Source organism: Streptomyces sp. DSM 116793 (assembly GCF_057320905.1).
Genome location: NZ_CM170494.1, coordinates 3,872,443 through 3,893,241, shown reverse-complemented (window position 1 = coordinate 3,893,241; position 20,799 = coordinate 3,872,443). Strand labels below are relative to the sequence as shown.

Sequence of the window (20,799 nt, the reverse complement as noted above, 5' to 3'; positions counted from 1 at the left end):
GGCAGGTCGTTCTGACCGCGGCGACCACCGCCGTGAACGCTGTGCGCACCGCGGTGCCACGCGGGCTGGCCCGGCTCGCCCGCATGGTGCGGACGAACCCCAGGGTACGTCCGTCGCACCCGTCCGGCCGGGAACGACAGGCGGAACGCGCCCGGCCGCACGGTGGACGCCTGCCGCACCGGGGGCGCCGACCTGCCGTGCCGGAGCGCGGCAGCGGCCGGGACCGGCCGGGTCTTGCCGGGTGGCGGCGGGTACAGGCCCTTCATGCGATGCCGCGTCAGGTGGTGCCCCCGACCGAGACCGTGGAACTGACTCCCGCGGAGCGTGCGGCCTTCGCCGGTCTTGTGCGGCAGTTCACCGAGGGCCGCCGCTGAGCCGGCCGTGCCGGTGCCGTGGGGTAGGTCCTCAGGGGGTGCGGGAGGCGCGCAGTGCCATGGCCTGGCGGGCCTCGGCCTCGCTGGCGTAGACCTCGCACATGTGTCGCCCGTCGGGGGTGGCCGTGTGCTCCACCTCCCAGAGGCTGACCTCCCGGCCGTCCGCCAGCAGGAAGGCGTGCTCGTACAGGGAGTACCCCAGCCAGGCCTCCCCGGGCGGCACGGGGCGTCCGAACGCCTGTGTGATCTGGTGCGCGAAGGCGGTACCGAGCAGGCGTAAGGTGTCCAGGCCCGGCCGGTCGGCGTTCTCCGCGCGCCGCAGCACGCGGCGGGCGTGGTCAGCGGAGTTGTCCGGGACGTAGGCGTGCCGGGTGAGCGGGACGGGTGGGCTCTGCACCGGTACGGGCGGATCGAAGTCCTGCGGCTCGTCCGCCGGCAGCGGCAGCCGCGCCACGGCGGCACGGAGCTCTGCCTCGTCGGCATAGAGCTCGTGCTGCTCGGGGCGCGAACCGGTGGGCGGCTCGGAGCGGGGCGTCTCCGGGGCGCCGGGGGTGGCCTCGGGCGGCAGGGGGGTGTTGTGGACCAGCTCCCATAGGGTGACGGCGCTGCCGTCGGTGAGCAGCCAGGTGTGCCGGTAGGTGAGCCGGTGCAGGCCGCCGCTGTGGTGCGCGGAGTGCAGTGAGCCGTCGTACGCGAGGGCCGTGTCGAGACGGCGCAGGATCTCGTCGGGGAGCTCGAAGGAGTTCAGGGCGCGCCCGAGGAGCCGCGCGAGCTGCTCCTCCGGAGTCTCCGGCGACTCGGCTGGTTCGCACGCTGTTTCGTACGGAACGCTCAAGGCTTCTCCCGGCGTTGCTACATGTCACCTCGTGAGTGCATACCGTAGCCCCTTCCCGGGCCGTCATGTCCAGGAACCAGGAAAACGCACGGTCTGCGCGAGAAGTTCCTCATCTGGCCCCCGCGGACGGGCAGTTCAGGTGCGGGCGCCGGTCCGGGCGCGGTCGGTCGGGCCTCGGATGCCGGCCGCGCGCGCCCGGGCTCGCGGACGCCCGCCTCAGAGTGCGCTGCCGGCCTTCCAGGCGCTCCACGACATGTTCCAGCCATTCAGCCCGTTGCCGGGGGCGACGGTCTTGTCCGGCGAGTTCTTCACCGTCACGACGTCCCCGATCAGCGAGTGGTCGAAGAACCACTCGGCCGGGGTGGCGGCCCCGCCGCCCCGCACGTCCTGCAGGCCCACGCAGCCGTGGCTCGTGCCCTGCCGCCCGAACGGCGGGTTGCCGCGGGCGTACCAGTAGTTGCCGTGGATGAAGGTGCCGGAGTCCGTCAGACGCATCGCATGCGGGACGTCCGGGATGTCGTACTCCCCGCCGAAGCCGACGGTGGACCCCTGCATACGGGTCCGGGTGAACTTCTGCGAGATCACCATCCGGCCGTTGTAGGTGGTGTGCTGCAGGCTGCCCGACGAGATCGGGATGGTCTTGACGGTCTTGCCGTTCCTGACCACCGTCATCGTCTGGGTGCCCGCGTCCACCGTGGAGACCTGGGACCGGCCGACGGTGAACGTCACCGTCTTGTCCTGCACGCCGTAGACCCCCTTCGCGCCCTCCACGCCGTCCAGGTGGATCCTCACGGTCACCCTGGAACCAGCCCGCCAGTACGACTGCGGCCGGAAGTCCAGCCGGTTGGCGCCGAACCAGTGGCCCACCACCTCCTGCCCGCTGCCGGACGTCACGTCGATGCCGGACTGCACCGCCTTCCTGTCCGAGATCGCCTTGTCGAAGTGGAACGAGACCGGCATGCCGACCCCGACCGTCGTGCCGCCGTCCGGAGTGTAGGTGCCGATGAAGCTGTGGGCCGGAGTGACCGTGGTGAACTGCGCGTTGGCCGCCGCCGGGCGCCCCCTGGCGTCCTTGGCCGTGGCCGATATGCGGTACTGGGTGGCGCGCTCCAGCTGGTCGTCGGGCTTCCAGACCGAGCCGTCCGCCGAGATCGTCCCCGGCACCGACCGGCCGCTCACCGCCTCGGTCATGCTGACCTTCGTCAGCTTGCCGCCGCTGACCTTCACACCGGTGGCATTGATCGAGGCGTCCGTGGAACCGTCCTTCGCCGAGATGGCGATCTTCGCGGTGGAGATGCGCCCCGAGTTCCTGCCGCCGCTCGCACTCCCCTGGTGACCGCTGCCCTTGCTGTTGTCCGCCGAGGCGTCGCCGCCGCAGGCGGTCAGGGTCAGCGCGCCGACCGCGAGCACGGCGCACGCCGGCAGAGCCCGCCGGGCGGCACGCCCGCGGCTCGGCCGCACCGGCTGGACACCCCGTACGGCGGTCTCCCGCTCCGCCGCCCTCTGCCCCACCATGTCCTGCGTTGTCACGAGTTTGCTCCAGTTGGTCCGTGATAAGCGCGATCTTCGCGACCCGGGCGATCCAGGTGATCTGCTCCGTTGTGGGTAGAGAGACGGACTCGGCGGGAATGGTTCCCTCCAGTTGGCTGCGCCGCCCTTCTCAAAGCCGGTGCGGGCGGTGGCCGTTACCGGGACTCGTACAGCTCGCGGTAGGACGGGAACGTGCCGCCCGGGCCCGACACCGACTCGGCCGCCCGCACCGCCGCGACGATCGCCCGCGTCACCAGGTCCGCGCCCGCCGCCAGGATCTCGTTCTGCGCGGCCACGGCGGCCGCCTGCGCCAGCGCGGCGGCCTCGCTCCCCGGCTCCGCCGGTCCCTCGCCGGCGCCGCCGGTCAGCGGACGGGCGCCGGTGGCCAGCGCGAACACCGTGTCCCCGTCGTGCAGCAGATGCACGGGCCGCACGGCGCGGGCGATGCCGTCGTGCGCGGTGCCGGCGAGCTTCTGGGCCTGGGCCCGGGTCAGCGCGGCATCGGTGGCGACCACGGCGAGCGTGGTGTTCAACGGAGGCGGCGCGCCCCCCGCGGCCTCGGCCAGCCGCCGCCGCGCCGTCTCGTGCACCGCCGCGTCGGGATACCGCACCCGGCCCCCGAGGTACTCCCCGTACAGGACGCCCGTGGCGGGATCCAGCGCCGAACCCGCGGCGTTCGCCACGACCAGCGCGCCGACCGTCACCCCGGACGCCAGCACCGTGCTCGCCGTGCCGACACCGCCCTTGACGCCGCCGACCACCGCGCCCGTGCCCGCCCCGACGCAGCCCGTGGCGACCGGGGCGCCCGGCCCCGAGGCCGCCGCGGCCTCGACCGCTGCGCGCCCGGTGGCGGCGTCCGGCCGGGCCCGGAAGTCCCCGCCGCGGCCCAGGTCGAAACAGCAGGCGGCCGGCACCACCGGAACCACATGTGCAGGATCGGGCCCCACCCGCACCCCCCGGCCCTGCTCCTCCAGCCACGCCATCACGCCCGACGCGGAGTCGAGGCCGTAGGCGCTGCCGCCGGTCAGCACCACCGCGTCGATCCGCTGGACCACATTGCGCGGGTCGAGCGCGTCCGTCTCCTTCGTGCCGGGGCCGCCACCGCGGACGTCCACCGCCGCCACCGCGCCGCCCTCCGGGGCGAGCACCACCGTGGTGCCCGTGAGCCACCCGCCGCCGGTCAGCGTCGTGTGCCCGACGCGCAGCCCGGGAACGTCCGTGAGAGCGTCCCGTCGCGCCGGGACCCGGCCCGCACCGCCCGCGTCGTGCCCCGCCTGCGGCCCGTCCGCGCCGCGTCGATCGTCACTGTGCTCCGTCATGCGGCATGCGTATCACGGGGGTTCGCCACCGGTGGCCGTCCGCTCCCCGGTCCGGGCCTCGCGGGCCGCCGTCCGCGCGGTGAGAGCGGTGCCCGTGGCCACGGCGAGCGCCGCCGCGGCACCCGCCGCGAGGACCGCCCAGTGCCCGGCGAACGTACAGGCCAGCACAGCCACCGCGGTGCCGGGCAGCACCAGTTGCTCGACCGCCCCTACCTTGGAGAAGCGGGCGTGCAGCGCCCACACCGTGAGCAGGTACACCGCCATCGGTACCGTCACGGCGGCGTTGGCGGTGAGCCGGGGGATGTCGGCCCCGCCCACCGTCTGCTCCACGGCCACCTCGATGCCCGCACCCAGTGCCGCCGCCGAGGCGAAGATCAGGTAGTGGCCGTAGCCCCAGAGGAAGGCCCGCCGCTTGGTGCGCAGATGGCCGTGGATGGGAACCACGAAGTAGATCCACCACGCGGAGAACACCAGCAGCAGTCCGCCCGCCGCATACGGCAGCAGCTCGGTCAGCGCGTCGTTCTCCTCGATGCCGGACTTCACGGCTGCCGTGGCCGCGGCGATCGACTCGCCCAGCACGATGATGGTGAAAAGGCCGTACCGCTCCGAGATGTGGTGCGGGTGCCAGGACGACTTCGCACGCCGCTCCGCGTAGGGCGGCACACAGATCTCGGCGATCGCCATCACCAGGAACACCCAGGGCCTGGCCGGCCTCGGCGCGAGCAGCACGGCCAGCCAGCCCGCCTGGCAGAGCAGCACGCCCGTCGCGTACCGCAGGGCCATCCCCCGCTCCCTGCCCGTGGCGGCGCCCGCCACTCTCAGCCACTGGGCGGAGAGCGCCAGGCGCATGATCGCGTAGCCGAGCCAGACGGCCAGGAAGTCGTGGCTCACGAAGACCCGCGAGACGCCGGCCGCCAGCACCAGCACCCCGGCGATCTGGACGAGGGTCGCCAGACGGTAGAGGACGTCGTCGTTGTCGTACGCCGAGGCGAACCAGGAGAACTGCATCCAGGCCCACCAGATGGCGAAGAAGATCATCGCGTAGTCGAGCAGGCCCTCGCCCAAGTGGTCCGCCGCGATCATGCGGACGAGCTGCCCGCCCGCCTGGGCGATGGCCACCACGAAGCAGAGGTCGAAGAAGAGCTCCAGGGGCGAGGCGACCCGGTGGGACTCGTCGCGGCGCCGCGCGGAGATCCTGCGCACCGGCCGGGTCGGCGGGGGACGGCCGTCGGACGCACCGGAGGGGGAGTCGGAGGGGGAGCCGGAACTGGAGGTCATGTGCCCAGCACAGCAGAACCGTCTCACCCGGCGGCCCCTCCGGGGCCGTGTCGATCGGTGCGTGCGGGGAGGTGGCGGCGGTGGGGCGGTGTGTGGTTGGGCCGGAGGTGGGGGCGGTGGGGTGGTGTGCGGCTGGCGGGGAGACGGGGGAGACGGGTCGAGTCGGGTGGTGTGTGGTTGGCGGGGAGATGGGGGCGGTCGGTCGGCGTGTGGGCGGTGAGGACGTCGGTGTGGGGGACCGGCGTGTGGGCGGTGGGGAGGCGGAGGCGGATGGCCGGTGTGTGGGCGGTGGGGACGTCGGTGTGGTGGGCCGGTGTGCGGTCGGTCGGGAGGTGGTGGGTTCCGCCACGGGAGTCCCTGGCCGGGCGCCCCTGCGTCGCGCCCTGGCCGGGGGCGGTCCGGGGTGCGGACCCTGGGGGTGGGTCGCGACGACGGGTCGTACGCTGGGGGCATGACCACCGCTTCCGGCCCCGCGTCGCGTGACGCCGAGGCAGCGTCCGATCGGCAGACGCCTTCCGAGCCAGAGGGTCCGTCGCGTCCGGCGGCCGGGTCCGGTCCGAGGGCTTCCTCGGGCTCGACGGCCTCGGCCCGTCGGAAGGACATGATCGTCTTCGACGACCCGCTGTCGCAGCGGTCCTCCGACGACTCGGACCAGGGCTGGGGCGAGCGGCCCTCGGGAGGCGGCGACAGCGCCGCGGACCTCGCACGGTTCCTCGACGAGAAGCCGCCCCACCACAGCTGAACCCGGTGGCCCGGGCCCTCCCGCAGCCACCGGACGGCCTTCACCATGGGACGGCCGCGACGGCTGGGGTGGCCGCGATGGCCGCCACGGCAGCCCAAGAGGCCTGCGCGGCGGACGGTGGCCACCGGGCCGGCCCGCCCGCCGGGGGCCGTTAGCGGCCGGGCCGTTAGTGGCCGACGACGGGGCCGCCGCGCTGGGCCACCAGCTCGTCGCGGATCTGCTGGAGAACCTCCAGCTCGGTGATGTCCGAGGCATCCTTCGTGCCCTCCTTGGCGGCCCTCCGCGCCGCTTGCCGGGCGAGCACCCTGGACATCGGCAGCACCATGAGGAAGTAGACGACGGCCGCGGTGATCAGGAAGCTGAGGGCGGAGCTGAGCACCGTGCCCCACATGATGGGGACGCCCTCCGTGACCGTCCCCGTCTTGAGGTCGTACCGGCAGGGGTCCTTGAGACACGAGCTGTACTTGTCCAGGTCCTTGGTACCGAAGGCGCCGACGACCGGGTTGATGACGCCTTTCACCACGGAATTGACGATGTTGGTGAATGCGGTGCCGATGACCACCGCGACCGCCAGATCCACGACATTTCCGCGCATCAGGAAGGACTTGAAGCCCTGCCAGACGCTGGGCTCCTGGTTCACGCTCACCGAGAGGCCTTTCTTCACATGGGCAGCTTGTGGAGTAATCAGGTCCGCAACCTACGGCAGCGCGCGGGAGGCCTGTCCATTTCGCTGACTCATATGTGGGACTTGACACGGAAACGTCGTGCGCTGGGTACTGGAGCGTCAGCACAGTGTCACCGCCAGCCTTGCCGTGGCCCCGGCTCCGGCGAGCCGGGCGGCGGTCGGACGGGGTACGGAGAGTACGACCAGCGCGCCGGTGCCCACGCCGCCGTCCGTCGGCTCCGGCACCTCCACGACGCGGGCGCCCTCCGCCACCACCTGGGGCTGCCCGGTACCGCCAGGGCCCTGGGCGTCGGCCGCGATCACGTCCACCCTGTCGCCGGGGTGCAGCAGCCGGGCCGTGTCCGCGTCGGCGATGCGTACGGGGGCGGTCACCAGCTCGGGTGCCGGGTGTGCGGGGTGCCGGGCGGCCGGGTGGTCCCCGGGCTGCGGCCTCGCTCGGCCGGAGTCGGACGGTGCCGCCGCGACGAGGGCGGCCGCGGTCATCGCCAGACCGGCGGCCACGGCACGTCTGCGGTGGCGCAGTAGCCGGCGGAGCCGGGGGTGACCGGGACCCACCCGGACCGGGGCGAAGTGCGGCACCTCACATGTGGGCGGCGCGCCCCCGCCGCGGTCGCCCGCGGGGACGAACTGTGTGCCTCCGCGGTAGCTGCCGGCGGGGACGGGCTGTGCGCCTCTGCCGAGCGCGCTCGCGGTGGCCGCGGAGCTGGGCGGCGCGCCTCTGGAGGGCATGGCGTCCCCTCTGGAGGGCATGGCTTCCGGGGCCGCCCACGACGGCACGGGCCGCGCCGCCGCGGAGGTGCGAGGCTCCACCCGCGCTGCCGCCGCGAAGAGATCCGCGCGGCGGCCGGGAACGGAGAGAGAGGAGGAGGACGAGGAGCCGGGACCGGAGCGAGAGGAGCCGGAAGGAGAGGAGCCGGAGGGAGAGGAGTCGGGACCGGAAGGAGAGGAGCCGGAAGGAGAGGAATCGGGACCGGAAGGAGAGGAGCCGGAAGGAGAGGAATCGGGAGAGGACGAGGGGAACTGGGACATGACGACCACCGCCTGCGTAAGAGTCCGGAGAGGCCCTCCCACGATGCGGCGATCTGCCGGATCCCGCTGAGGCCCGTGGACAACTCACCGGTTGTGGATAACTTCCTCACCCGAAGGTGAGGCTCCGCCGCCCCGGCGCAGGAGGCGTGCCATCCGTCATGGCCGCGAGCCACTCAGGCGTTCACCGGCTCCGGCACCGTCACCGGGCTCCTCCCCCGCTCCGGCCTCACCGGTGCAGGCGGCACCGTGCCTCACGGCAGCACGATCCCCGTCTCCAGACCGTTCAGCGCACCGCCGCACAGGCACTCCCGGCCCGCCTCCGCCGGCAGTTCGGCCACCGCGTCGAACAGCACCGTGCGCAGCCGGCCCACATTGGCGGCGAACACCTTCAGCACCTCCTCGTGCACCACGCCCTCGCCGGTCTCGGCGCCCGCGTCCAGGTCGGTGACCAGGGTGATCGAGGTGTAGCAGAGCTCCAGCTCGCGGGCGAGTGCCGCCTCCGGGTGGCCGGTCATGCCGACGACGGACCAGCCCTGGGCCGCGTGCCAGCGGGACTCGGCACGGGTCGAGAAGCGGGGGCCCTCGACGACCACGAGGGTGCCGCCGTCCACCGGCTCCCAGTCGCGGCCGCGGGCCGCCTTGACGGCGATCCGGCGCCCGGTCGGGCAGTAGGGGTCGGCGAGGGACACGTGGACCACCTTCGGGGTCGTGCCGTCCGGCAGCGGCTCCCCGTCGAAGTAGCTGTTCGCCCGGCTCTTCGTGCGGTCCACGAGCTGATCGGGAACGAGGAGGGTGCCCGGCCCGTACTCGGGCTGCAGACCCCCCACGGCGCACGGGGCCAGCACCTGGCGGACGCCCACGGCGCGCAGCGCCCACAGGTTCGCGCGGTAGTTGATCCGGTGCGGGGGCAGGTGGTGGCCGCGGCCGTGCCGGGGGAGAAAGGCCACCCGGCGGCCCGCGACCTCACCCACGAAGAGCGAGTCGCTCGGCGCCCCGTAAGGGGTGTCCACCTGGACCTCGGTGACGTCCTCGATGAAGGAGTAGAAGCCGGAGCCGCCGATGACACCGATCTCGGCCTGCGTCGCGTTCGCCTTGTTCGCCATGGTCAGCACAGTATCCGGACAAGATTGCGACCGAGACCCGCCGTGGGAACGGCCGGGTCTCGTGAGGACTGCCACCGCGGTCCCGCGGGCACCGGCGCACCGACGGCCCACCAAGGAAGGAGCACGGGGAGGCACGCAACCGCCCGCTGCGCCGCCGAAGAACTCCTGAGCCGCAGACGAGCGGCTCGGCGGGCCCGGCCGACGGGCTACCAAGCGGGCCGAGAAGCCGATCCGCCGATGAACCGGCCCATCGACGGGCCGATCCGCCGGTCCACCGACGAGCCGACCCACCGACGAGCCGCTCCGCCGACGAGCCGGTCCGCCGACCCACCGACGAGCCGCTCCGCCGACGAGCCGGTCCGCCGACCCACCGACGAGCCGCTCCGCCGATGAGCTGCTGACCCCGAGAAGCCGCTCGGCCAGCCCGCTGACGAGGCGATGGACTACTGAGCCAGAGGGAGCTGCACGGCCAGCCCGCCGCGAAGGCGCCCCGCGGCTGCCGAGCCCCGGTCCGGCCCCCGCGCCGCTAAGCCGCCGAAGAACTGGTGCTGGTGCTTGAGGACGACGACGAGCCGGAGTCCTTCGAGCCCGATCCCGACCCCGAACCCGAACCCGAGCCGGATCCGGACGAGGAGGAAGCCGAGTCCGAGGAGGAGCCCGACGTCTTCGACCCGGACGACGACTTCGAGGACGACCCGTTGGACGAGCTACGGCTGTCGTTCCGGTAGAAGCCCGATCCCTTGAAGACGATGCCGACGGCGGAGAACACCTTCTTCAGGCGGCCACCGCAGTTGGGGCACTCGGTCAGGGCGTCGTCGGTGAACTTCTGCACCGCCTCGAGGCCCTCGCCGCACTCGGTGCACTGGTACTGATAGGTCGGCACTGGTCTTCCTCCTGGCACTCTCACTCGTTGAGTGCTAACGACGGTCCATAGTGACGTATTCCGCGGTGGGAGTCCACTGCCATGGGGGCGCGGTGATCCACGCCACGCGCGCGGGGGACGTGCGGGGGAGCCCCCTCCGCGCACCGCGGAGCCGCCGCCGCGCGCTCCACCCAGGTTGATGCCCAGGCCGGCGCCCAGGTCGGCGCCCAGGCCGGCGCCCAGGCCGGCGCCCAGGTCGGCGCCCTGGCCGGCGGCCTGATCGGCGCCCTGGCCGGCGGCCTGATCGGCGCCCTGGCCGGCGGCCTGATCGGGGCCCGTTCACGGGCCGGCCAGTGGCCTGGTCGGCGCCCCGCTCAGCGGCCCAGCCACCAGCCCGGTCGACGACCGGTCAGTGGCCCCGCGCGGGCCCCCGGCGATCGCCCTGCTCTCCACCGGTCCCCAGCCACCCGGCGAGCTTGCCGCCGCGGGCGACCGCGCGCAGTCGGCGTTCCGCGGCGTCCCGCACCGGGTCCGTCGCCACCACCAGGAGCTCGTCGCCCTGCCGCAGCAGGGTGGTGGGCAGCGGGACGAACGAGGCGCCGTCGCGCACCACCAGGGTGACCGCGGAGCCCAGGGGGAGCCGCAGCTCGTTGATCTCGACGCCGTTCATCCGGGAGCCCTCGGGGATCGACACCGACAGCAGATGGCCGCGCAGCCGCTCCAGGGGCGCCGCCTCGATGCCGAGGTCGGCCGCGCCCTCCTCGTCGCCCAGGTGCAGCTTTCTGGCCAGCCAGGGCAGGGTCGGGCCCTGGACGAGGGTGTAGACCACCACCAGGACGAAGACCATGTTGAAGATCCGGCGGCTGTCGTGGACGCCGGTCACCATCGGGATGGTGGCCAGGATGATGGGCACGGCGCCGCGCAGCCCGGCCCACGACAGCAGGGCCTTCTCCCGCCACGGCATGCGGAACGGCAGCAGACTGAACACGACGCCCACGGGCCGGGCCACCACCGTCAGCACCAGGCCGATGATCAGCGCGGGCAGGATGTCGTCCACCAGGTCGTGCGGGGTGGCCAGCAGTCCGAGCAGGACGAACATGCCGATCTGCGCCATCCAGCCGAGCCCTTCGGCGAAGCCCCGGGTGGCGGGCCAGTGCGGCAGCCGGGAGTTGCCCAGCAGCACCGCCGCGAGGTACACGGCGAGGAAGCCGCTGCCGTGCGCCAGCGCGCCGGCGGCGTACGCGGTGACGGCGATCGCCAGCACCGCGATCGGATAGAGGCCGGAGGCGGGCAGGGCCACCCTCCGCAGGCCGTAGGCGCCCATCCAGGCGACGGCGATCCCGATCGCGGCGCCGATCGCGAGCTCCATGGCGATCTCTCCCAGCAGCGCGTACCAGTGCTCCACGGGGCCCCTGCTGGAGAAGGCCACCACAAGGATGACGACAGGGGCGTCGTTGAAGCCCGACTCGGCCTCCAGGACGCCGGTGATGCGGGACGGCAGCGGCACCTTGCGCAGGACGGAGAAGACCGCGGCGGCGTCGGTCGACGACACCACCGCGCCGATGATGAGGGACTGCCGCCACTCGAGCCCGGCCAGGTAGTGCGCCGCGGTCGCCGTGACTCCCACGCTCACGGCGACACCCACCAGGGAGAGCGCCACGGCGGCCGGCAGGACGGGCTTGATCTGACTCCACTTGGTGCCCAGGCCGCCCTCGGCCAGGATCACCACCAGGGCCGCGTACCCGACCATCTGAGTCAGCTCGGCGTTGTCGAAGGCGATGTTGCCGATGCCGTCCTGCCCCATGGCGATGCCGATGCCCAGGTAGACGAGCAGGCTGGGGAGCCCGCTGCGGGACGAGAGACGGACCGCCACCACCGCGACGAGCAGCACGAGCGAGCAGACGAGCAGGAGCTGGTTGAGGTCGTGGACAGTCAGCGGCCGTTCCTTCCCCTTCTGGGTCCGAGTGCCCTTCTGGGCCCAAGTGCCGTCCCGGCGCACGGGCCTGTGCACGCGCGCGTGCCGCGTCCGCGCACCTGGCACCCGCGCCGGGCACCTCCAGGTACTTCGTTACCTTACCTAATCGTTAACGCTTCCTTGACGCGTTCCCGGCAGTCGGTCGCGGCCGGCAGGCTCCCTCGGGGTGCCGCGGTGGCCGGAGAAGGTCTGAAGAGCCATGGCCGCGTCCGGGGCCCACAGCTCCTGCGCCTATGGTTGCTCCAGCGCTCTCGCGCCACCGGCCGAACGGCCGCCCGCACTTGCGCCCGTACGTCCCAGCCCGCACGTTCCCGACCGCCCGTTCCGCCCTGCCGCTCGCGAAGGACTGCAAGGACAGCGATGCCCTCCACCACCACCGCCTCTTCCGGTCGAAAGTCCGGCAAGTCCGGCCGAAAGAAGGGGCGCCGTGCGCGTCTCCTTGTGCTGGTTCTGGTCCTGGCCATCGTTGTGGGCGTCGGCTATGGCGCGTACTGGAGCGTCAGCACAGTGCGTGCCTCCTTCCCGCAGACCAAGGGGTCGGTCAGGCTGCACGGTCTGGACGGTCCGGTGGACGTGAAGCGGGACTCGTATGGCGTCCCGCAGATCTATGCCTCCTCCGACGAGGACCTGTTCATGGCGCAGGGCTATGTGCAGGCCCAGGACCGGTTCTGGGAGATGGACGTCCGCCGTCATACGACCTCCGGGCGGCTCTCCGAGATGTTCGGCAAGAGCCAGATCAAGACCGACGAATACCTCCGCACGCTCGGCTGGTACCGGGTGGCGCAGGAGGAGTACGACTCCAAGCTCTCGCCCGCGACCAAGAAGTACCTCCAGGCGTACTCCAAGGGAGTCAACGCGTACCTGGCGGGCAAGGACGGTGCCGACATCTCGGTCGAGTACGCCGCCCTGGGCTTCAGCAACGACTACAAGCCGCAGAAGTGGACCCCGGTCGACTCGGTCTCCTGGCTGAAGGCGATGGCCTGGGATCTGCGCGGCAACATGCAGGACGAGATCGACCGCTCTCTGATGACGAGCCGGCTGAGCGCAGCCCAGATCAAGGACCTCTACCCGGAGTACCCCTACGGCCTGCACAAGCCCATCGTCCAGGAAGGCTCCTACAACGCCGTCACGGACACGTTCGACGGCACCGGGACCACCCAGGAGAGCACCGGGACCCCCCAGGGGAACGCGGGCACCACCCAGGGGAGCGTGGGCACCACTCAGGGGGGCGCCGGGTCCGCCGGAGGCTCGGTGACCGGCCAGCAGGCGAGTGACCCGGCGGGCACCGGGCTCGCGGGCGACGCCGCCGCCCCCGGCGGCCTGCAGAGCCAGCTGTCGGCCGTCTCGGACGTGCTGGACGGGGTGCCGTCCGTCTTCGGGCCGAGCGGCAGCGGCATCGGGTCGAACTCCTGGGTCGTCTCAGGAGCCCACACCATCACCGGGAAGCCGCTGCTGGCGAACGATCCGCACCTGGCGCCGCAGCTGCCCTCGATCTGGTACCAGATGGGCCTGCACTGCCGGTCCCTCTCCGACACCTGCCACTTCGACGTCTCCGGGTACACCTTCTCCGGGATGCCGGGTGTGGTCATCGGTCACAACCAGGACGTCGCCTGGGGGATGACGAACCTGGGCGCCGACGTCACTGACCTCTACCTGGAGAAGCTCTCCGGCAACGGCTACCAGTACGGCGGCCAGGTGCTGCCCTTCAAGACCCGCAAGGAGACCATCAAGGTGGCGGGCGGCAAGCCCGTCACGATCACGGTCAGGGAGACCAACAACGGCCCGCTGCTCTCCGACCGCGACGACGAACTGGTCAAGGTCGGCAAGAAGGCCACCGTGGACGCCGCGGCACCCGACCGGGGCGACGGCTACGGGGTAGCGCTGCGCTGGACCGCGCTGACGCCCGGGAAGTCCATGGACGCCGTCTTCGAGCTGGACCGTGCGCAGAACTGGCAGCAGTTCCGCGCGGCGGCGGGGCACCTGGAGGTGCCCTCCCAGAACCTCGTCTACGCCGACACCAAGGGCAACATCGGCTACCAGGCCCCCGGCCGTATCCCGGTGCGGCCCAAGGGCTATGACGGCTCCCTGCCGGCACCCGGGTGGGACCCCAGGTTCCGCTGGACCGGTCAGTACATCAAGCAGGCCGCGCTGCCCAACGAGTACAACCCGAAGCGCGGCTACATCGTCACCGCCAACCAGGCCGTCGTCGGCAAGGACAAGTACCCCTACCTCCTGACCACCGACTGGGAGTACGGCACCCGCAGCCAGCGGATCACCGACCTGATCCAGTCGAAGATCAAGAACGGCGGCAAGATCTCGCCGGACGACATGCGCCAGATGCAGATGGACAACAGCAGTGAGATCGCCAAGCTGCTCACGCCCAAGCTGCTGAAGATCAACGTCTCCGACAAGTACGTCCGCCAGGCCCAGGAGCTCCTGGAGGGCTGGGACTACACGCAGAACCCGGACTCGGCGGCCGCGGCGTACTTCAACGCCGTCTGGCGCAACATCCTCAAGCTCGCGTTCGGGAACAAGCTCCCCAAGGAGCTGCGGGTCGAGGGCCAGTGCCTCAACGTGCCGCCGGCCGACAAGACCGTCCCGGAGGACGAGGAGAAGCACCTGGTGACCGAGTGCGGCGAGCGGGACGCCGACTCGGCGCAGCCGGACGGCGGCGACCGCTGGTTCGAGGTCGTCCGCAGGATCCTGAACGACCAGCACAACGCCTGGTGGCAGTCGCCCAAGACACGCCTGGAGCCCGCCACCAAGACCCGCGACCAGCTCTTCGCGCGGGCCATGAAGGACGCCCGCTGGGAGCTCACCGCGAAGCTCGGCAAGGACATCGACACCTGGAGCTGGGGCCGCCTGCACCGGCTGACCCTGAAGAACCAGACCCTCGGCACCGAAGGCCCGGGCATCCTGCAGCGCCTCCTGAACCGCGGACCGTGGAACCTGGGCGGCGGCCAGGCCGCCGTGGACGCCACCGGCTGGAACGCCGCCGGGGGCTACGGAGTCATCTGGGTGCCCTCCATGCGGATGGTGGTCAACCTCAAGGACCTCGACAAGTCCAAGTGGATCAACCTCACCGGCGCGTCAGGACACGCCTACGACTCCCACTACACCGACCAGACGGACAAGTGGGTGAACGGCTCCCTGCTCACCTGGGCCTACTCGCAGAAGGCGGTCGACAAGAGCACCCGGGACACGCTGGTCCTGCGGCCTTGAGGCCGGGCGGCCCTGAGGCCGGGTGTCCCCGGCGGGCGGTGACGCCCCGCCCGGCGGCCCCTGCCCGGGGGCCCCGCCCGGCGGCGCCTGCCCGGGGCCCCGCCCGGCGGCCCCCGCCCGCCGGGCGCCCGGTGCGCTCCCGCCCGCGTCTCTTCCGGCCCGCGCCCCTTCCCGCCCTCTCGCTCTCCCCCCTCGGCGGTCACCCCGCGCCCTCCCGCGCCGTCCAGAACCGCCGCGCCCCTTCAGGGCCGCACGCTCAGAACCTCCGCACCCCCGACGGCGTCACCACCGCCTGCACCGGCCGGTCGTGCGCCAGCCCTGGCAGCCGCTCCACGACCTCCGTGTCGTACAGCAGCACCACCAGGGCCGGGGCGGCATCCGCGGCCGCCAGACGGGCCAGTACGCGGTCGTACGAGCCGCCGCCGCGGCCCAGCCGCATCCCCCGCTCGTCCACGGCCAGACCGGGCAGCAGGACGACGTCGGCGGCGAGCACCGCCTCACGGCCGAGTCGCGCGCCGCGCGGCTCCACCAGGGTGAGCCGCCCCGGACGGGGGACGCGCACCACCGAGTCCGGGCCCTCGTACACACCCCAGTCCAGGTCGTCGTCGGGCAGCAGCACCGGCAGCAGAACACGCGCACCGCGCGCGTGGAGGGCGTCCAGCAGAGCCCGGGTGCCCGGTTCGCGGCCCACCGAGACATACGCCGCGACCGTCCGCGCCGCCGCCACCTCGGGAAGCTCCAGGGCGCGCCGCGCCAGGAGCCGCGCCGCCTTCTGGACGTCATCGTCCGTAAACCTGTCCCTCACCGACAGGAACCCTCGGCGCAACTCGCGCTTCTCAGTATGGGAACCCTCGGGGAATTTCTTCCCGCGCTGACGCATGGGGTGCTCACAAACCTCTCTGAACGCACTCATATGCCGATGAATTATGTGGAGCCACAGTTACCGCACATAGCCACCCGTTATGGTGGCGGCATGACTGAGTCTCCCCACCCCCCGATCAGCAAGGCTGTCATTCCCGCGGCCGGCCTCGGCACGCGTTTCCTTCCGGCCACGAAGGCCACGCCCAAGGAGATGCTTCCGGTCGTCGACAAACCGGCGATCCAGTACGTGGTCGAGGAGGCCGTCGCCGCGGGCCTCAACGACGTCCTCATGGTCACGGGCCGCAACAAGCGCCCTCTCGAGGACCATTTCGACCGCAACTACGAGCTGGAGGAGGCGCTGTCCAAGAAGGGCGACAGCGCCAGGCTCGCCCGGGTGCAGGAGTCCAGTGACCTGGCGACCATGCACTATGTGCGCCAGGGCGACCCCAGGGGGCTCGGCCACGCCGTGCTGTGCGCCGCTCCGCACGTCGGCAGGGAGCCCTTCGCCGTCCTCCTCGGGGACGACCTGATCGACCCCCGCGACCCGCTGCTCGCCCGCATGGTCGAGGTGCAGAAGCAGCAGGGCGGCAGCGTCATCGCGCTCATGGAGGTCGAGCCCGAGCAGATCCACCTGTACGGCTGCGCGGCGGTGGAGGCCACCACGGACAGCGACGTCGTCAGGGTCGGCGGCCTGGTCGAGAAGCCCGACGTCTCGGACGCCCCCAGCAACTTCGCCGTCATCGGCCGGTATGTCCTCGACCCCGGGATCTTCGACATACTGCGCCGGACGGAGCCCGGCCGCGGTGGCGAGATCCAGCTCACCGACGCGCTCCAGCAACTCGCCGTCGACGAGAAGGTGGGCGGCCCGGTGCACGGCGTCGTCTTCAAGGGCCGCCGCTACGACACCGGGGACCGTGGCGACTACCTGCGTGCCATTGTCAGACTCGCGTGCGAACGTGAAGACCTGGGCCCCGACTTCCGGGCCTGGCTCCGCCGTTACGTCACCGAGGAGATGTAGCAATTTGAGCAGCACCGCCACCCCGCATGCCGCAGGTCAGGACCGCTTCTGGTCGGTGACCGAGCACCTGGAGGACATCCTCGCCACGGTCCGGCCCCTGGACCCCATCGAGTTGCACCTCCTGGATGCACAGGGCTGCGTCCTCGTCGAGGACATCGCGGTGCCGCTCTCCCTCCCGCCCTTCGACAACAGCTCCATGGACGGCTACGCGGTCCGCTCCGCGGACGTCTCGGCCGCCGACGCGGAGTCCCCCGCCGTGCTCACGGTCATCGGGGACGTCGCCGCGGGCCAGGCCCAGCAGCCCACCGTCGGCCCCGGGCAGGCCGCCCGCATCATGACCGGCGCCCCCCTGCCGCCCGGCGCGGACGCCGTCGTACCCGTGGAGTGGACCGACGGCGGCCTGGGAGGCGGTCCCGTCTCCGGCATGCGGGCGCACAGCGCCGCTCCGGAGGGCGCCTCGGGCGAGGTCCGGGTGTACCGGCCCGCGCGGCAGGGCGCCCATGTGCGCGCCCAGGGCAGCGACGTACGCGCCGGCGACCGCGCCCTGGCGGCCGGCACGGTCCTCGGCCCGCCGCAGATCTCCCTGCTCGCCGCGGTCGGCCGCAATGCGGTACGCGTGCGCCCGCGCCCGCGCGTGGTGATCCTCTCCACCGGCAGCGAACTGGTCCAGCCCGGCGCCGACCTGCGCCCCGGCCAGATCTACGACTCCAACAGCTTCGCCCTCACCGCCGCCGCGCGGGACGCCGGCGCCCTCGCCTACCGGGTCGGCGCGGTCACCGACGACGCGGACACCCTGCGCGCCACCATCGAGGACCAGCTCATCCGCGCCGACCTCCTGGTGACCAGCGGCGGCGTCAGCGTCGGCGCCTACGACGTCGTCAAGGAGGCGCTGTCCGCCATCGGCGACCCCGCGGACGCGCACGACCCGGCGGCGGGCAGCGGCATCGAGTTCCGCAAGCTCGCCATGCAGCCCGGCAAGCCCCAGGGCTTCGGCACCATCGGCCCCGAGCGCACCCCGCTGCTCGCGCTCCCCGGGAACCCGGTGTCGTCGTACGTCTCCTTCGAGTTGTTCGTCCGCCCGGCCATCCGCGCCCTCAGGGGCCTGCCCGACGTGCACCGGCCCACCGTCAGCGCCACGCTGCGCGCCGAGACGCCGCTGACGTCCCCGGAGGGCCGCAGGCAGTTCCTCAGGGGGACGTACGACCCCGAGACGGGCACCGTCGCCCCGGTGGGCGGTGCCGGATCCCATCTGGTCGCGGCGCTCGCCCATGCCGACGCCCTGATCGTCGTCCCCGAGGACACGTCCTCCGTGGCCCCAGGCACCAAGGTGGAGACGATCCTGCTCGGCTGAGGCGCCGCGCCGCGCGGTACCGTGTCGCGCACACAGGGTCCGTGCGCCGTGGCGCCCGGACCAGGACCGGGAGCGCAGAAGATGACGGCGATGTCCAGGGGAGAGACCCCCGGACCCCCTCTCCGGGGCCGGGAGGCCGAGCAGGACCTCCGGGCCCGGCAGGGTGAGCAGGGCTTCCAGGGCGAGCACGGCTTGCAGGGTGAGCACAGCGTGCAGAGCGCGCAGGGTGTCCGGGGCGGTCAGGGCGGCGAGCGGGGCCGGGGGAGCCCGCCGGACCCCGGCGCCCGCCAGGGCGCCGGGGACGGACGCGGCCCGGGGCCGGGCGACCGGCTCACGCACATCGACGAATCGGGCGCCGCCCGGATGGTCGACGTCTCCGGCAAGGACGTCACCGCGCGCACCGCGCGCGCGAGCGGCCGGGTGCTGGTGAGCCCCCGGGTGGTCGAACTGCTCAGGGACGGCGGCCTGCCCAAGGGCGACGCACTGGCCACGGCGCGGATCGCGGGCATCATGGGTGCCAAGCGCACCCCCGACCTGATCCCCCTCTGCCACCCACTGGCCGTCTCCGGCGTCACGGTCGACCTGGCCGTCGCGGACGATGCCGTCGAGATCCTGGCGACCGTGAGGACCACCGACCGCACCGGCGTCGAAATGGAGGCCCTCACCGCGGTCAGCGTGGCGGCGCTCACGGTGATCGACATGGTGAAGGCCGTCGACAAGGCGGCGGTGATCACGGACGTCCGCGTGGAGGAGAAGACCGGCGGCAGGTCGGGCCACTGGACCCGCACCCGCCCGGAGGCAGAAGCATGACCGACCACCAGGAAGCCCCCCGGCACACGCCGCAGCACGACGGCGCGGGGCACGGCCCACACACGCCGCAGCACGACGGCGCGGGGCAGGGCCCGCACGCCCCCCACCACGACGGCGCAGGGCACGGCCCACACGCCCCGCACCACGACGGCGCAGGGCACGCCCCCCACACCGGACACGTTCACCACACTCCGCACCACGGTGAGACCGGGGACTCCCGCCACACTCCGCACCACGGCGAGACCGGAGGATCCCGCCACACTCCGCACCACGGCGGGACAGGGCGTGCCCCGCACGCTCCGCACCACGACCACGCCGGCGAGGACGCCCCGGAGAGCCCCGGCCGGGCGCTCGTCGTGACCGCCTCCAACCGTGCCGCATCCGGTGTGTACGCCGACACGGGCGGCCCGCTGATCGCCGAGGCGCTCGAGGAGCTCGGCTTCGCCGTGGGCGGCCCCCGGGTGGTGCCGGACGGCGACCCGGTGGAGCAGGCCCTGCGTGCCGGCGTCGCGGACGGGTACGACGTCATCGTGACGACCGGCGGCACCGGGATCTCACCGACCGACCGCACCCCCGAGGCGACCCGGGAGGTCATCGACCACGAGGTGCCGGGCATCGCGGAGGCCATCCGGGCGTTCGGAAGGGAGAAGGTGTCTACGGCGGCCCTCTCGCGGGGGCTCGCCGGAGTCGCCGGCCGGACACTGATCGTCAATCTGCCCGGGTCCACCGGTGGTGTGCGCGACGGCCTGGCCGTCCTGGCGCCGCTGCTGCCGCACGCCGTGCAGCAGCTCCGCGGCGGCGACCATTCCAGACCCTCGCCCAGCGCCGAAGCGGCCTGGGAGGTACCCCCAGGGAGTGCGCACTGAACAGCCCGTCCTGGCCCGTCGAGCTGGCGGACGGCGAGGTAGCCCTCCGCCCCATAAGGCTGCGCGACCAGCGCGCCTGGCGAGAGGTGAACCGCCGCAACCGGGACTGGCTGCGCCCCTGGGAGGCGACCATCCCGCCGCCCCCGCCCACGGGCCCGATAACCCAGCGGCCCACCTACCGCCAGATGGTCCGCCATCTGCGCGCCGAGGCGCACGCGGGCCGGATGCTGCCGTTCGTCGTCGAGTACGGGGGACGCCTGGTGGGGCAGCTCACCGTGGCCGGCATCACGTGGGGCTCCATGTGCTCCGGGCACATCGGCTACTGGGTCGACCAGGATGTGGCGGGCCGCGGAGTGATGCCGACGGCGGTCGCGCTCGCCGTGGACCACTGCTTCCGCACGGTCGGCCTGCACCGCGTCGAAGTCTGTATTCGCCCCGAGAACGCGCCGAGCCGCCGGGTCGTGGAGAAACTCGGATTCCGTGAGGAAGGGCTTCGTCCACGTTATCTTCACATCGACGGGGCGTGGCGTGACCACCTTGTGTTCGCGCTGACCGCGGAAGAGGTGCCCGAGGGGCTGCTCAACCGCTGGCGCCGGGTGCGCGCCGAGGACGCCCGCCGACGCATGGCGTGACGCCCGCCTCCCCGGGCGGGCCGCGCCCGGCCCAGGCTCCGGCGCCCGGCTCCCGGCCCCGGCCCCGGCCCCGGCCCCGGCCGCAGGCCCCCGGACGCCCGGCTCCCGGCCCGGGCGCCGGGCCCCGGCGCCCGATCGGGACTCCCGGCTCCCGGCCCACGGCCGCATGTGCGACAGCCGGCATCCGGGCAGGTGACGGCGGTGTCCACAGGCCCCCGTGCCCGTCACCCGGGCGGAGACTGCCGGCTCACCGGGACCGTCGGCTGGTCTGGGCCGTCGGCTCACCGGCACCCTCTCCCCGCCGGGA

The 20,799-nt window shown here is 72.8% G+C and carries 17 protein-coding genes; 7 read left to right on the top strand and 10 right to left on the bottom strand.

All coding sequences use genetic code 11. From position 1 onward, the window contains the following. Positions 1 to 405 precede the first annotated feature (405 nt). The 4 genes from ACSMXW_RS15055 to ACSMXW_RS15040 all read right to left on the bottom strand — a co-directional run bounded on the left by ACSMXW_RS15055 (position 406) and on the right by ACSMXW_RS15040 (position 5,336). The gene (locus ACSMXW_RS15055) at positions 406 to 1,209 is read right to left on the bottom strand and encodes a DUF6227 family protein (protein ID WP_485806870.1); all 804 of its coding nucleotides are present in this window, start codon (positions 1,207 to 1,209) and stop codon (positions 406 to 408) included. Between the two features lie 216 nt (positions 1,210 to 1,425). Next, positions 1,426 to 2,739 carry a L,D-transpeptidase gene (locus tag ACSMXW_RS15050; RefSeq protein ID WP_485806868.1) on the bottom strand — a complete coding sequence of 438 codons (1,314 nt, stop codon included), beginning with the start codon at positions 2,737 to 2,739 and terminating at the stop codon, positions 1,426 to 1,428. A 155-nt stretch (positions 2,740 to 2,894) separates the two neighbouring features. Then, on the bottom strand, positions 2,895 to 4,058 hold the full coding sequence (locus ACSMXW_RS15045; protein ID WP_485806866.1) for a P1 family peptidase: 1,164 nt from the start codon (positions 4,056 to 4,058) through the stop codon (positions 2,895 to 2,897). A gap of 12 nt (positions 4,059 to 4,070) precedes the next feature. Continuing rightward, positions 4,071 to 5,336, bottom strand: a complete 1,266-nt coding sequence (locus ACSMXW_RS15040; protein WP_485806864.1) for a low temperature requirement protein A — start codon at positions 5,334 to 5,336, stop codon at positions 4,071 to 4,073. A gap of 601 nt (positions 5,337 to 5,937) precedes the next feature. Between ACSMXW_RS15040 and ACSMXW_RS15035 the strand changes: the two genes are divergently transcribed. Continuing rightward, entirely contained in the window at positions 5,938 to 6,078 is a 141-nt protein-coding gene (locus ACSMXW_RS15035) for a hypothetical protein (RefSeq protein WP_485806862.1), read from the top strand. Positions 6,079 to 6,244: 166 nt separating this feature from the next. Here the strand turns inward: ACSMXW_RS15035 and ACSMXW_RS15030 are convergent, their stop codons facing one another. The 5 genes from ACSMXW_RS15030 to ACSMXW_RS15010 all read right to left on the bottom strand — a co-directional run bounded on the left by ACSMXW_RS15030 (position 6,245) and on the right by ACSMXW_RS15010 (position 11,693). Continuing rightward, complete coding sequence (locus ACSMXW_RS15030; RefSeq protein ID WP_485808050.1) at positions 6,245 to 6,673, bottom strand: large conductance mechanosensitive channel protein MscL; 429 nt, start codon at positions 6,671 to 6,673, stop codon at positions 6,245 to 6,247. A gap of 189 nt (positions 6,674 to 6,862) precedes the next feature. After that, a complete protein-coding gene (locus ACSMXW_RS15025) occupies positions 6,863 to 7,492 on the bottom strand; it encodes a hypothetical protein (RefSeq protein ID WP_485806860.1) in 630 nt (209 codons plus the stop codon). Positions 7,493 to 8,043: 551 nt separating this feature from the next. Beyond that, positions 8,044 to 8,895 carry an S-methyl-5'-thioadenosine phosphorylase gene (locus ACSMXW_RS15020; RefSeq protein ID WP_485806858.1) on the bottom strand — a complete coding sequence of 284 codons (852 nt, stop codon included), beginning with the start codon at positions 8,893 to 8,895 and terminating at the stop codon, positions 8,044 to 8,046. Between the two features lie 526 nt (positions 8,896 to 9,421). Then, on the bottom strand, positions 9,422 to 9,778 hold the full coding sequence (locus tag ACSMXW_RS15015) for an FmdB family zinc ribbon protein (RefSeq protein WP_485806856.1): 357 nt from the start codon (positions 9,776 to 9,778) through the stop codon (positions 9,422 to 9,424). 388 nt (positions 9,779 to 10,166) lie between these two features. After that, complete coding sequence (locus ACSMXW_RS15010; protein WP_485808049.1) at positions 10,167 to 11,693, bottom strand: potassium/proton antiporter; 1,527 nt, start codon at positions 11,691 to 11,693, stop codon at positions 10,167 to 10,169. Positions 11,694 to 12,092: 399 nt separating this feature from the next. Between ACSMXW_RS15010 and ACSMXW_RS15005 the strand changes: the two genes are divergently transcribed. Continuing rightward, the gene (locus tag ACSMXW_RS15005; protein ID WP_485806854.1) at positions 12,093 to 14,954 is read left to right on the top strand and encodes a penicillin acylase family protein; all 2,862 of its coding nucleotides are present in this window, start codon (positions 12,093 to 12,095) and stop codon (positions 14,952 to 14,954) included. 256 nt (positions 14,955 to 15,210) lie between these two features. Here the strand turns inward: ACSMXW_RS15005 and ACSMXW_RS15000 are convergent, their stop codons facing one another. After that, positions 15,211 to 15,834, bottom strand: a complete 624-nt coding sequence (locus ACSMXW_RS15000) for a 5-formyltetrahydrofolate cyclo-ligase (protein ID WP_485806852.1) — start codon at positions 15,832 to 15,834, stop codon at positions 15,211 to 15,213. A gap of 93 nt (positions 15,835 to 15,927) precedes the next feature. Between ACSMXW_RS15000 and galU the strand changes: the two genes are divergently transcribed. The 5 genes from galU to ACSMXW_RS14975 all read left to right on the top strand — a co-directional run bounded on the left by galU (position 15,928) and on the right by ACSMXW_RS14975 (position 20,492). Beyond that, the gene (gene galU / locus ACSMXW_RS14995; RefSeq protein WP_485806851.1) at positions 15,928 to 16,833 is read left to right on the top strand and encodes a UTP--glucose-1-phosphate uridylyltransferase GalU; all 906 of its coding nucleotides are present in this window, start codon (positions 15,928 to 15,930) and stop codon (positions 16,831 to 16,833) included. 4 nt (positions 16,834 to 16,837) lie between these two features. After that, positions 16,838 to 18,184 (top strand): molybdotransferase-like divisome protein Glp, encoded by a 1,347-nt coding sequence (glp, locus tag ACSMXW_RS14990; protein ID WP_485806850.1) that lies wholly within the window; start codon positions 16,838 to 16,840, stop codon positions 18,182 to 18,184. Between the two features lie 339 nt (positions 18,185 to 18,523). Continuing rightward, the gene (gene moaC, locus ACSMXW_RS14985; RefSeq protein ID WP_485808048.1) at positions 18,524 to 18,994 is read left to right on the top strand and encodes a cyclic pyranopterin monophosphate synthase MoaC; all 471 of its coding nucleotides are present in this window, start codon (positions 18,524 to 18,526) and stop codon (positions 18,992 to 18,994) included. Positions 18,995 to 19,350: 356 nt separating this feature from the next. After that, positions 19,351 to 19,860, top strand: a complete 510-nt coding sequence (locus tag ACSMXW_RS14980; protein ID WP_485808046.1) for a MogA/MoaB family molybdenum cofactor biosynthesis protein — start codon at positions 19,351 to 19,353, stop codon at positions 19,858 to 19,860. Next, the gene (locus tag ACSMXW_RS14975) at positions 19,857 to 20,492 is read left to right on the top strand and encodes a GNAT family N-acetyltransferase (RefSeq protein WP_485808044.1); all 636 of its coding nucleotides are present in this window, start codon (positions 19,857 to 19,859) and stop codon (positions 20,490 to 20,492) included. The genes ACSMXW_RS14980 and ACSMXW_RS14975 overlap by 4 nt, the downstream gene beginning before the upstream one ends. The last annotated feature ends 307 nt before the right edge of the window (positions 20,493 to 20,799 follow it).